Here is a 12,692-nt window from a genome sequence, read left to right on the forward strand (position 1 = left end):
AGCACCTGTTCGCAACCCAGGAGGCCCCATGAGCAATCCTCAAGACCCAACCATCCCCCAGGCACCCACCAACCCTAACGACGACGGCTTCGTACTCGGCACCGCCGGCCGCGACGAAGACCCGAACGCCGCCCCGTCCTACGCCATCGACCGTCGCCACGAACGGGATGAACTGACTCCCGAAGACGCCCGCGGCATGCCCGGCTACCCCGAGAAAAAACCGCCGGCCAAACCGGCTGGTGAAGCAGAGAGTGGCGAGGCAGAACCGGGCATCGAGACGCCTGAGCAGGGCAACGATAAGGTGGGGTGAGCAGGGCTCACATCCGCTCACATTTTTTGCCGAAGTCTTGAAGACTTGAGTGACTAGGCTAAAAAAATACTTCGGCGACCTTCTGTCTATTTGGCTCTATCGCAATTTGCGATGCGTCCGATCTGTGTTTAACTCCTCCATAGCAAAATGCGATAAGGACATTGCATGCATGTGATCACTGAGAAGCGCATCTGGGAGGCCAAGGAAAAAATGGCCGCGCTGCGCCAATTCGCTGGATCAATGGTATCGGCTTATCAAACGCACCAGCCCGGCTGACTTCGCTGCGATGAAATCCATTTTTCCCGCAACCGACAAGGTCGGTCCGCTACATGTGTTCGATATTGCTGGCAACAAATTGCGACTGATTGCCGTGGTTCGCTATCGGCCTCAGCGCTTGTACATCAAATGCGTGCTGGATCATCAGGAATACGACAGAGGCAAGTGGAAGGAGGAAAAGGGATGAGTGCACTAATCGAACAAGTCGCTGCCCATTGGGAGTTTGTGTCGCCCCTGCTGCGCAAACCCGGGAACGAGGAGGACTACGACCGGTTGGTCGCAGCTCTCGATGAATTGCTGGAATTGATTGGTGAAGACGAAGCCCATCCCCTTATGAGCCTGGTGGACATCATCGGCGAATGGATCGAGGCTTGGGATCACCAACATCGGCCAATGCCCAAGGCCAGCGGCGTCGAGACACTTCGCTACCTGATGCGCGAGCATGGGATGAGCCAGAGCGACTTGCCGGGCGTCGGCACCCAGTCGGTGGTATCGGAGGTGTTGAGCGGCAAGCGCCAGCTCAATTTGAGGCAGATCCGCTGGCTGGCGGGGCGCTTCGGCGTGTCGGTTGAAACCTTTATTTGACGGGTCGCTGTGGGAGCAAAGCTTGCTCGCGATACAGGCTCCTCGGTTTATGGGGAAGACCGAGTTGTTTTCATCGCGGGCAAGCCTTGCTCCCACATGCCTTGCCCTCGCAAGACTGAAGGTTTTACGACGAACAACTGATCTCCAGATGTTTGCCCCACTCCGGCGGACGTTGCGCGTAGCTGTCCATGCCCGGCTGTTCTTCGAACGGCCTGCTCAGCACCGTGTGCAGGCGGCGGACTTCTTCGTAGTCGCCTGCCTCGGCGGCGTCGATGGCTTTCTGCGCCAGGTAGTTGCGCAGCACATACAGTGGGTTCACCGCGTGCATGCGGACGCGACGCAGGTCTTGATCGACAGGGCCTTCGCGGCTGACGCGGGCAACGTATAGCTCGCCCCAGGCGTCGAAGCCCTTGAGGTCGACGAAGTCATCACGCAGGGCGGCGACGGCCTGTTCGGGGGACTGATCGCCTAGCCGGCGGAAGAACAGGCTGTAGTCGACGCCGCTGTTTTGCATCAATTGCAGCAGGCGCTCCACCAGGTTCTGGTCATCCTCCTCGGCGCTGGTCAGGCCCAGGCGGCGGCGCATCAGGTCCAGGTAGTGGGCCTGGTACAGCGGCAAATACAAACCGAGTGTTTCACGCAGGGCCTCGACGCTGATGAACGGCGTCAGGGCCTGGGCCAGTGCGCTGAGGTTCCATTGGCCGATTGGCACCTGGTTGCTGAACGAGTAGCGGCCCTGGTCGTCGGAGTGGTTGCAGATGAAGTTGGCGTCGAAGTCGTCGAGGAAGGCGAACGGCCCGAAATCGAAGGTGATGCCCAGGATCGACATGTTGTCGGTGTTCATCACACCGTGGCAGAAGCCGTAGGCTTGCCATTTGGCGATCAGTTCGGCGTTGCGCTCGACGATTTCGCGGAACATCGCCAGGTACGGCTCCGGTTGTTCGCGGCACTCGGCAAAGTGCATGTTCAGCACATGCTCCGCGAGGGTGGCATGCAACTCGGGCTTTTTGGTGTAGTAGAAGTATTCGAAATGCCCGAAGCGCACATGGCTCGGCGCCATACGCAACACCATGGCGGCGCGCTCCTGCTTTTCGCGCCATACCGGGGTGTCGGAACCGATCACGCATAAGGCGCGTGTAGTCGGTATGCCCAGGGCGTGCAGCGCTTCGGACGCCAGGAACTCGCGGATCGAGGAGCGCAACACCGCCCGTCCATCGCCCATGCGTGAGAACGGTGTCTGGCCGGCGCCTTTGAGGTGCAGGTCCCAGTGGTCCCCGGCCTCGTTGTATACCTCCCCCAGTAGCAACCCGCGGCCGTCCCCCAGTTGTGGGTTGTAATGGCCGAACTGGTGGCCCGAATACACCATCGCCCGGGGCTCGGTTTCAGCCCACAGTTTGTGTCCGCCGAACAGCTCGGCGAACAGCGGCGCCTGGGCTTCGACCGGGTCCAGGTCCAGCAATGCCATGGCTTGGTCGCTGGCAACGACCAGCCGGGGATTGTCGATAGGCTCGGGTAGCACGTGGGCCGAGAAACCGTCGCCAAGACGGGCGAAGCGGTTATCGAAGGTCAATGTTTCCAGGGTTTTCATGGCCGTCTCCGGCGCGATGCCCGCAGGCTTCGCGCGATCAGTCGAGGGTGGCTGCCGGCGGCTCTGGCAAGGACTTGGGCCCTGGCGTGAGGGGAGGCTCAGGCGTCGCGGTTTTGTCTCCAGGCAAGACAGGTGTCAGCTTGTATTCCAGGCCTTGAAGATTTTTCAAGGAAACTTCTACCTGCCGGAACGCAATGCTGATGTTCTGCTTCTTGAATTCGCGACTGATGAACCGGTTGATCTCGTCCAGCACAGGATTGCGGTCACCCAGGTCGCGCACATGCATGCGCAGCTCATGGTCCAGGGTACTCTCCCCGAAGTTGAGGAAGTACACGAGTGGTTCTGGTTCTTTCAGCACGCGCGGGTTCTCGCGGGCAGCCTTGAGCAGCAGTTCCTTGACCAGATCAAGGTCTGATCCGTAGTCGACACCCAGTTTGAGGGTTACTCGGGTGACGGTGTCGGTCAGCGACCAGTTGATCAACTGTCCGGTGATGAACGTTTTGTTCGGAACGATGATGTCTTTACGGTCGAAGTCGGTGATGGTGGTGGCACGGATACGGATCTTGCTGACCGTGCCCGACAGGTTGCCAATGGTGATGGTGTCGCCGATCCGCACCGGACGTTCGAACAGGATCATGATCCCGGAGATGAAGTTGGCGAAGATTTCCTGCATGCCGAAGCCCAGGCCGACTGAGAGCGCGGCCACCAGCCATTGCAGCTTGTCCCAGCTCACGCCCAGGGTGGACAGTGTGGTGACGAAGCCGATGCCGGCGATCACATAGGACAGCAGCGTGGTGGCGGCATAGGCGCTGCCCTGGGCCAGGTTGAGCTTGGACAGGACGAACACTTCCAAAAGTCCCGGCAGGTTACGTGCCAGGGCGAAGGTGATGCCGATGATGATCAGGGCGCCGAGCATGTCACCGATGCTGATGGGCACCATGCTCATGGTGGCGCCGGTACCGCTGGTGTACTCGTAGAGGGTGATGTTGTCCAGGTAGGAGAACACGCTGATCAGGTCCGACCAGACCCAGTACAGCGCGGCGATGAAACCGCCCAGCAGCGCCAGGCGGATCAGGCGCAGGGACTGTTCGTTGACCTTTTCGATGTCCAGGGTCGGCTCCTCGACCACTGCTTCGCCATCACCGGCTTCCTTGGTCGCCTGACGCTTGGCCAGGGCGCGCTGGTAGGCCAGGCGCCGCGCCGCGACGGACAGGCCGCGCACGAAGGTGGCCTCGATCACCAGCCAGAACATCAGCAGGTACAGGGTATTGATCAGTCGGTCGCTGAGTTTGAGCGCGGTGTAGTAGTAGCCGAAGCACACCGCTACGAACAAGGCGATTGGCAGCGCGGTGAACATCACCCCGACGGCCTTGCGGAACAGCGAGGTGTTCTGGTGGGTCGGGCTGCTGAGCAACAGGCGGCTGAGCAGCCAGGCCATCAGGGCGTAGCAGGTCAGCACCACCGGCATGCCCAATACATCGTCGGCCAGGGCCGAGGGTTGCAATTCGGCCACGGCCACCACCGCAACCAGCGCCAGTACCACCAGCCCGAGCCGGCGGATCCAGCCCTGGAGGAATTCGACCTGGGGTTTTTCCCAGCGGAAATGCAACTCGGCCACGCCACCGGGCGCCAGCACCCTATAGGCGGTATAGAACACCAGCCAGGCCTGGCCGATCTGCAGCAGCGCCGCGCCGAGGTTGGCGTTCTGGCCCCGGGCGTCGATCTGCAGGGCGTAGCCGCACAGGGCCAGCGCCAGGGCTACCGGCATCGCCAGCAGGATATTGATCAGAATCGCCTGGGGGGTGTGCCACTGACTGTCACGCTTGAAGTGGCCGACGTCCTGGTGAACCTTGTTCAGCCGGGCATACAGATTCTTGCGTCGCCACAGCAGAGCACCGATGAGCAGCGCCAGGGGCAGGAACAGCAGCGGCCGCTGGGTCAGGCCGTCCGCCAGCTCACTGAGACTCGAGGCCCAGGGTAGCGAGTCGATCTGTTTTTCCAGGCGCGCCGGCACGCCCCGCATCCATTCGAAATCCAGCGGCTTGTTGCTGGGAATCCAGAACATTTGCTCTTCCAGGGTCGCCCGCAAGTTTTGGGCGGTACTGAGCAGTTGCTTCTGGTTGAGCTGCAAGGTGATGGATTCGTTAAGCACCGCGCTCAACTCGCGGTTCAGCCTTTCCAGCAGGTCGACCCGGGTCAGGGCCAGTTCCAGCAGGGTCTTGCGCAGTTGCGGCGTGACTTGCTCGGCAGGCTGCGAGGCCAGCAGATTGTCGACATAGGCGCTTGGGTTGTTCAGCAGTTCGCGTTGTTGACTGACTTCGAACTGGTACAGGCGGATGTCGGCAATCTGGTCCGCCAGATTCTTGTCCAGTTCCAGGCGCGGCAGGGTTTGGCGCTGTTTGTAGAGAATCTTGGACAGCAGCAGGCTGCCCTTGAGTACGCTGATCTGCTCGTCCAGGGCCGCGTCGGTCTGGGTAACGCTGTCCAGCAGTTGCTTGGTCTGCAGGTTCTGCTGGGTGACCTCATTGAGGCGGTCGGTGCTTTTGAGCAGATAGTCGGAAAGTTTCAGGTTGGCCGTGCTTTCGGTCGCCAGCAGGCTGCTGCCGCCGGCCTTCTGGGCTTCGATGGATTGCTGGGTCACCGTTTCCTGGGACTGGGCCAGGCGCTTCTGGTTGATCAGCGCCTGCAGGTCCTGGATTTCCTGCTCCATGCGGTCGATCTTTTCCGTCAGCAAGTCGTGCTGACTGTTGCCCAGGTCTTGCAACTGGCTGTTGCCGGCCAGCTCCTGGCGCCGCAACGGAATCAGGGCATTGAGTGCGGCCAGTTCGGCGTTGAGCTGGTCGCGCTGTTCGCCGTTCAGGGTTTTACCGGCATCCTTGCCCGTCTTGAGGATGGTGTTGATCTGCTGGATGCGGGTCTGGCTGCTGGCGATTTCGGCCTGGGCGCGCTCGGGGCGGGTCTGGGCGGTGATGATCAGGCTGTTGGCATCGGCCAGGGCTTTTTGCAGGTCACTCTGCTGGGTGGAACGGTCCGTCAGCATCTGTTCGAGCTGGGGCACCGGCAGGTTGGCGTAACGCTGCGCCACCGGCACCACGGGGGTGCTCTTGAGCCGGGCCAGCTCGCGCTGGTTTTCAATGTTTTGCTTGGGGGCACTGGCCAGCTGCTGTTTGAGATCGACCAGCTTCTGCTCGTATTCGGCCTTGCTGGTGAGCTGTGCCAAGGTCTTTTGCAGGGTCTCCTGCAAGGCCTTCTGCTCGGCTTCCGGCAGTTTGCGGTCAGCGATTTTGTCCAGGCTGGCCTGGACCGAAGCGCTGGTGAGCGGTTCGGCGGCTTGCAGTGGGCAGACGGAAAGACTCAGGCCCAGCAGGGCAATGGTTAAAAAGGAGCGCAGGGTAGGCATAGAGACCGGTCGAGCAAGTGAAAGTGGGAGCAGTTTAGAGGAACAAGCCGGGACCCGGGCGACTTCCTTCGGGGAATCTGACGCCCACTTTGCCGATCTTGTTCCCGTCCATGACCGCAACGGTCCAAAGGGTGTTGTTCCAATCCACCTGGTCACCGACTACTGGCGCGCCACCGACTTTCTGGGCGATGAAACGGCCCAGGGACATGTCCGGATCGATGCCGTCCAGCTTCAGCCCGTACAGGGCCGCAACCGCGGCCAGCTGGGCGTCTCCTTCGAGTACGAAGTCGCCGAAGAAGCGCAGATCCAAGCCCCTTTGCGGTGCCTGGCTGAACAGTTTTCCAAGGGCCGGCAAATCGTGTTCATGGCCGATCACACACAGCAAATCACCAACTTCCAGCACCGTACTACCCGACGGATGGAGCAGTTGCTGGCCACGAAACAGGGCCGCGATCCGTGTACCGTCGGGCATTTTCAGATCCCGCAGGGGCGAGCCGATGCACCATTTCTCCGCGCCGAGGCGATAGATGAACAGTTCCCACTCGCTGGTGACGTGGACCTCCAGCGCTGCCCGGGAGATCGGCAGGGGTTCTGGCGGGACGGTAACGTGCAACAGTTTGGCGACCCACGGCAGGCTCGTACCCTGCACCAGCAACGACACCAGCACGATAAAGAACGCCAGGTTGAAGTAGAGCTGGGCGTTGGGCAGGCCGGCCATCAACGGGAACACTGCCAGGATGATTGGCACCGCGCCGCGTAGGCCGACCCAGGAAATGAACACTTTCTCGCGGCCATGGAAAGCCTTGAACGGCAACAGCCCCACCATCACCGACAGCGGACGTGCGATCAGGATCATCCACAAGGCCAGGCCCAGGGCCGGCAGGGCGATCGGCAACAGGTCATGGGGCGTGACCAGCAGCCCCAGCACCAGGAACATGCCGATCTGCGCCAGCCAGGCCATGCCATCGAGCATGTGCAGGATGCCATGACGGCTGCGCACCGGGCGGTTGCCGATCACCAGGCCGCACAGGTAAACCGCGAGGAAGCCGCTGCCGTGCAGGGCATTGGTCAGAGCGAACACCGCCAGGCCGCCGCTGATGACGAGGATCGGGTAGAGCCCGTTGGCCAGGTTGATGCGGTTGACCAGTTGCAGCATCAGCCAGCCACCACCCAGGCCGATCACCCCGCCGATGCCGAATTCACGCAACAAGTGCCCCAGCAGGTTCCAATGCAGACCGGTTTCACCGCTGGCGAGCATGCCGATCAGGGTTACGGTCAGGAACACCGCCATGGGGTCGTTGCTACCGGACTCGATCTCCAGTGTCGCGCTGACCCGCTCGTTCAGGCCCTTGCCGCCCAACAGCGAAAACACCGCCGCGGCATCGGTCGAGCCGACGATGGCGCCAATCAGCAGACCTTGCATCAGGTTCAGATTGAACAGCCACGCCGCCGCCAGGCCGGTCAGCCCGGTGGTGATCAGGACGCCAACGGTGGCCAGCGACAATGCTGGCCACAACGCCACGCGAAAGCTCGACACCTGCGTGCGCAAGCCGCCGTCCAGCAGAATGACCGCCAGCGCGAGGTTGCCGACCAGATAGGCCGTGGCGTAGTTATCGAACAGAATCCCGGCGCCGTCGACACCGGCAACCATGCCCACGGCCAGGATGATCACCAGAATCGGGATGCCCAGGCGGGACGAAAGAGAACTGACCAGAATGCTCGCACCTACCAGCAACGCGCCGATCAAGAACAGGCTGTTGATGGTCGTCGCAGTCAAAGGCAGTACTCCGAGCAAGCGTGGGGGGCGGGCGCAAACTGACCATGCAGTCTGCGTGCCAGCGATTCTAACCTGTTGAAATGTGATGCTGTCAAAAAAGGTTGGCGGATTGTGGGGTACAAGCGCGGCAGCAATACCGTGGCGAGGGAGCTTGCTCCCGTTCGGCTGCGAAGCAGTCGTCGCTTTTGAGGTTATGGGGCCGCTTCGCAGCCCAGCGGGAGCAAGCTCCCTCGCCACAAAAGCTGGAGGGTTGATCGCGCACGGTCTGTGGACGATCAACCGTTACGCGGGTTAAAGGCTGAACCGCCCAACCATGCTGTTCAAGTCCACGGCCAGACGCGACAGTTCGGCACTGGCGGCGCTGGTCTGGTTGGCGCCAGTGGCCGATTGCACCGAAAGGTCGCGGATGTTCACCAGGTTGCGGTCCACTTCACGGGCCACTTGGGCCTGTTCCTCGGCGGCGCTGGCGATCACCAGGTTGCGTTCGTTGATTTCGACGATGGCGGTGTTGATCGTGTCCAGGGACAGGCCGGCACCACGGGCGATGTTCAGCGTCGACTCGGCACGTTCGGTGCTGTTGCGCATCGAATCCACGGCGTGTTCGGTGCCGCTCTGGATGCTGCCGATCATGCGTTCGATCTCGCTGGTCGACTGCTGGGTGCGATGGGCCAGAGCGCGCACTTCGTCGGCCACCACGGCGAAACCACGACCGGCCTCACCGGCACGGGCCGCTTCGATGGCGGCGTTCAAGGCCAGCAGGTTGGTCTGGTCAGCCAGGCCGCGGATCACGTCCAGCACCTTGCCGATGTCACGGGACTCGTTGGCCAGGTCGCCGATCAACGTGGCGGTGCTTTGCACATCGGCGCTCATGCGCTCGATGGCGCTGACAGTTTCCTGTACCAGGTCGCGACCGTCACCGGCAGAGGCGGTGGCGTCTTTCGAGGCTTCGGAGGTGCTGACCGCGTTGCGCGCCACTTCTTCGACGGCGCTGGTCATCTCGTTGACTGCGGTGGCGGCCTGTTCGATTTCATTATTCTGCTGGGTCAGGCCACGGGCGCTTTCGTCGGTGACGCTGTTGAGCTCTTCGGCGGCGGAAGCCAGTTGGGTGGCCGAGCCGGAGATCCGTTGCAGGGTGTCGCGCAGTTTGTCCTGCATGGTCGACATCGCCCGCAGCAGGCGACCGGCTTCATCGTTGCCATCCACGGTAATCGGTCGGGTCAGGTTGCCCTTGGCGATTTCTTCGGCGGCGTCCAGGGCGCTGCCGATCGGACGGGTAATGCTGTTGGTCAGCAGCCAGGCGAACAGCAGGGTCAGGCCGGTGGCGATGACCAGCAGCGTGACCACCCAATTGAAGGCCGTTGAATATTGTTGGGTCGCACCCTGATTGAGGGCCTCGGCTTGCTGGTTGTTGATGTCCACCAAGCGGGCGATCGCCGCGTTGATGGCGTCTGAGTTGCTCAGCAGTTCAGTGTTGAGCAATGCACGCAGTTCATCGAGCTGATTGTTGCGCGACAACGTTTTCATCCGCTCTTCGAGCTGGCGGTATTGGCCCAGCAATTGAACGTATTGATCGTAGGCGGCCCGCTCTTGCGGGGAGCTGATGAGTTTTTCGTAGGCGCTTTGAGCCGTCTGGATCTGCTGGTTGCGTTGCTCGAACAAGCTGAAGGTTTTCTGCTGGACGTCCGGTTCGCGGTTGACCAGCAAGCGATAGGACAGCACGCGCAGACGCAGGGTCAGCGAGGTGAATTCATCCAGGGCCTTGATGCTGGGCACGCTGTTCTGGACGAGGCTTTCGCCGGATGCACGGATTTTGCTCATCTGGCTCAGGGCGAACACCCCGAGGGCCAGCATCAGGGCGCCGATCAGGGCAAACCCCAGGAACGCCCGCGGCGCGATATTCATATTACGTAGGGACATGGAAAGTACCGGAAGGGGGCGCGTCCGTGCGGGGGTGGTGACAGGTGTTCCCTGACTTATCGGTCATACGACTAAAGTCTTGAGTCGCTGCGTGCTTTTGTCGCAGGGCAGCGCCTGCTGCGCGACGAAGGGCGGGAACCAGATCTTCCATTCACAGTCTTTACAGCTCGCCAGCGAAGCACCGCCGCCCCAAGTCGTGGCATTGACGGTGACTTTTCTTTATCGTACGCGCCCCCTTGAAAAAGCCTGGAAATCAATATGTTGGAAACATCCCTCAGCCAACTGGAACAACTGGTCAACGACCTGGTGCAACAGAACCGTCAACTGGCCGGCCTGAATGAGACCCTGAACGCGGAACTGGCCAAGGCCAAGGATGAAAATGAAAGCCTGCAACTGAGCCTGATGGAACAGGAAGAGCTGCACGGCACCACCGCCGCGCGCATCCAGGCCCTGATCGAGCGCGCCAGCGCCGGTCCTGTCAGCGCATGAAGCATGGCGCCGACGGGGTGACGGTCGTCTCGATTCTGGGAGAGGACTATTCAATCAAGGCGCCGGCCGGGCAGGAACAGGCCCTGCTGGACGCCGCTTCGATGCTCAAGGCCGCTCTGGCCGACACCAAAAGGAAATACCCGACGCTGATCGGTGATCGTCTGCTGGTGCTGGCGGCCATGAACCTGTGCTCGCAGCAGATGGAAATGCAGAAGCAACATCAAGCGGAACTCGACCGTTACCAAGAGCAAGTCAGCGCCACGGTCGAGGTCATTTCCAAGACGATTCAGCAGGCTTGAAGTCGCAACTTGGCTTACAAAGCGTCGTTGTCTGTACTTAAGTCATCGCGAGCAGGCTCGCTCCCACATGGGGCTGAGTGAACGCAATATCCGTGTTCACCGCCGATTCACTGTGGGAGCGAGCCTGCTCGCGATTGGGTTTCAGCCGCGCCGCAAGAACTGGATCAGAACCACTCCTCCCGCATCCCAAGGCAGGTATCATCCCGCGCCTCAAGCAGCGCCAGCTCATGCTGACAACCCGGCACTTCCCAGGTCAGGAAATACCGCGCCGCTTGCAGCTTGCCCTTATAGAAGTCGGTGTCCGTCGCGTTCCCCTTGGCCAGGCCTTCCTCGGCCCGAATCGCCTGCTCCAGCCAGCGCCAGCCAATCACCATGTGCCCAAACACCTTGAGATACAGCGCCGAGTTGGCGAGGCTGCTGTTGACCTTGCCTTGGGCCAGGTCCGTCAGCAGGCCCAGGGTCACCGTTTGCAGGCGCGCCACCAGGGCTTCCAGCGGCTGACGCAAAGGCGTCAACGATTCGTACGCCTGGGCGCGTTCGCTGGTGTCGGCCACCAGGCGGATCAGTTGCTTGAGCCCTGCACCGCCGTTTTGCGCCAGTTTGCGGCCCAGCAGGTCCAGGGACTGGATGCCGTGAGTACCTTCATGAATCGGGTTCAAGCGGTTGTCGCGGTAATACTGTTCGACCGGGTATTCGCGGGTATAGCCGTGGCCCCCCAGAATCTGGATCGCCAGTTCGTTGGCTTTCAGGCAAAACTCCGATGGCCAGGATTTGACGATGGGGGTCAGCAGATCCAGCAACTCATGGGCGCGTCTGCGCTCGGCTTCGCTTTCAAGGGTGGTGGTGTCGTCGAACAGGCGTGCGGCGTACAGGCCCAAGTCAAATGCGCCTTCAACGTAGGCCTTCTGGGTCAGCAGCATGCGACGTACATCGGCGTGCTGGATGATCGCCACGGGAGCGGTGGTGGGGTCCTTGCTGTCGGGCACCCGGCCCTGCGGACGTTCGCGGGCGTATTCAAGGGAATACAGGTAGCCGGCGTAACCCAGCATGACCGCACCCATGCCAACGCCGATCCGCGCTTCGTTCATCATCTGGAACATGTAGCTCAGGCCGTGGTGCGGTTTCCCCACGAGGTAACCGACGCATTCGCCGTTGTCGCCGAAGTTCAGCGCCGTGGAGGTGGTGCCGCGCCAGCCCATCTTGTGGAACAGCCCGGCCAGCAGCACGTCGTTACGCTGGCCGAGGCTGCCGTCGTCGTTGACCAGGAACTTGGGCACGATAAACAGCGAGATGCCCTTAACGCCGGGTGGCGCGTCCGGCAGTTTCGCCAGGACCATGTGCACGATGTTTTCCGACAGCGGATGATCGCCGCCGGAGATGAAGATCTTGTTGCCCTTGAGCCGATAAGTGCCGTCGGATGCCGGCTCCGCACGGGTACGAATATCCGATAGCGAAGATCCGGCGTGGGGTTCGGTCAGGGCCATGGTGCCGAAGAAGCGACCATCGATCATCGGTTGCAGGAAACGTTGTTTCTGCTCCTCGCTGCCGAAGCTTTCGATCAGGTTCGCCGCGCCCATGGTCAGGAACGGGTAAGAGGTCGAAGCGGCGTTGGCCGACTGAAAGTGCGCGAAGCAGGCTTGGGACAGCAGCGTCGGCAATTGCATGCCGCCGGCGTCGAAACTGCGTGCGGCATTGAGAAAACCGGCCTCCAGGAAGGCATCCACCGCCGGCTTTACTTCCGGAATCAGGATCGCCTGACCGTCCTCGTAGCGCGGCTCGTTTTCATCGTTCTTGCGGTTATGCGGTGCGAAATATTTTTCGGCGATGCTGCGGGCGGTGCCGATGGCCGCGTCGAAGGTTTCGCGATTGTGCTCGGCGAACCGCTCGCGCTGGGTCAAGCCCTCGGCATCAAGGACTTCATACAGCTCGAAAGCCAGATTTCGGGAACTGAGCAACGTCTCGGACATGGCGGCTTACCTTTTTTTGGAATGGGCCGAGTCTAGGCGTGGCAATAGAGGCTGAACAGGATGATTGATTTGGGTGATGGAGGA

Annotated in this window: 9 protein-coding genes and 2 pseudogenes; 5 read left to right on the forward strand and 6 right to left on the reverse strand. The window is 61.3% G+C overall.

What is annotated here, in order from left to right; genetic code table 11:
• Positions 1 to 28 precede the first annotated feature (28 nt).
• From CRX69_RS01555 to CRX69_RS01565, 3 genes and pseudogenes are all read left to right on the forward strand, one after another.
• On the forward strand, positions 29 to 310 hold the full coding sequence (locus tag CRX69_RS01555) for a hypothetical protein (RefSeq protein ID WP_047225931.1): 282 nt from the start codon (positions 29 to 31) through the stop codon (positions 308 to 310).
• 165 nt (positions 311 to 475) lie between these two features.
• Positions 476 to 773 (forward strand): annotated as a pseudogene (locus CRX69_RS01560) (type II toxin-antitoxin system HigB family toxin).
• A complete protein-coding gene (locus tag CRX69_RS01565; RefSeq protein WP_047225929.1) occupies positions 770 to 1,171 on the forward strand; it encodes a helix-turn-helix domain-containing protein in 402 nt (133 codons plus the stop codon). Before CRX69_RS01560 ends, CRX69_RS01565 begins: the two are co-directional and overlap by 4 nt.
• Positions 1,172 to 1,295: 124 nt before the next feature.
• On the opposite strand, the gene selO is transcribed toward CRX69_RS01565, so the two are convergent.
• The 5 genes and pseudogenes from selO to CRX69_RS28150 all read right to left on the reverse strand — a co-directional run.
• The gene (gene selO / locus CRX69_RS01570) at positions 1,296 to 2,759 is read right to left on the reverse strand and encodes a protein adenylyltransferase SelO (protein WP_107321425.1); all 1,464 of its coding nucleotides are present in this window, start codon (positions 2,757 to 2,759) and stop codon (positions 1,296 to 1,298) included.
• 37 nt (positions 2,760 to 2,796) lie between these two features.
• On the reverse strand, positions 2,797 to 6,159 hold the full coding sequence (gene mscK / locus CRX69_RS01575; protein WP_047225927.1) for a mechanosensitive channel MscK: 3,363 nt from the start codon (positions 6,157 to 6,159) through the stop codon (positions 2,797 to 2,799).
• 34 nt (positions 6,160 to 6,193) lie between these two features.
• Positions 6,194 to 7,936: a potassium/proton antiporter gene (locus tag CRX69_RS01580; RefSeq protein ID WP_107323221.1), complete on the reverse strand. Its 1,743-nt coding sequence runs from the start codon at positions 7,934 to 7,936 to the stop codon at positions 6,194 to 6,196.
• 291 nt (positions 7,937 to 8,227) lie between these two features.
• The gene (locus tag CRX69_RS28145) at positions 8,228 to 9,100 is read right to left on the reverse strand and encodes a methyl-accepting chemotaxis protein (protein WP_370695185.1); all 873 of its coding nucleotides are present in this window, start codon (positions 9,098 to 9,100) and stop codon (positions 8,228 to 8,230) included.
• 30 nt (positions 9,101 to 9,130) lie between these two features.
• Positions 9,131 to 9,853: pseudogene (locus CRX69_RS28150) on the reverse strand (MCP four helix bundle domain-containing protein); the annotation flags it as partial.
• Positions 9,854 to 10,111: 258 nt separating this feature from the next.
• On the opposite strand from CRX69_RS28150, the gene CRX69_RS01595 reads away from it, so the two are divergent.
• Both CRX69_RS01595 and CRX69_RS01600 read left to right on the forward strand, forming a co-directional pair.
• Positions 10,112 to 10,342 (forward strand): hypothetical protein, encoded by a 231-nt coding sequence (locus tag CRX69_RS01595; RefSeq protein ID WP_047225924.1) that lies wholly within the window; start codon positions 10,112 to 10,114, stop codon positions 10,340 to 10,342.
• Positions 10,339 to 10,641: a cell division protein ZapA gene (locus CRX69_RS01600; protein WP_047225923.1), complete on the forward strand. Its 303-nt coding sequence runs from the start codon at positions 10,339 to 10,341 to the stop codon at positions 10,639 to 10,641. Before CRX69_RS01595 ends, CRX69_RS01600 begins: the two co-directional genes overlap by 4 nt.
• A gap of 164 nt (positions 10,642 to 10,805) precedes the next feature.
• Here the strand turns inward: CRX69_RS01600 and CRX69_RS01605 are convergent, their stop codons facing one another.
• Positions 10,806 to 12,608, reverse strand: coding sequence for an acyl-CoA dehydrogenase (locus tag CRX69_RS01605; protein ID WP_107321426.1), 1,803 nt, complete (start codon positions 12,606 to 12,608; stop codon positions 10,806 to 10,808).
• Positions 12,609 to 12,692: the final 84 nt, after the last annotated feature.

This window comes from Pseudomonas rhizophila (assembly GCF_003033885.1).
In the GTDB taxonomy this organism is placed as follows: domain Bacteria; phylum Pseudomonadota; class Gammaproteobacteria; order Pseudomonadales; family Pseudomonadaceae; genus Aquipseudomonas; species Aquipseudomonas rhizophila.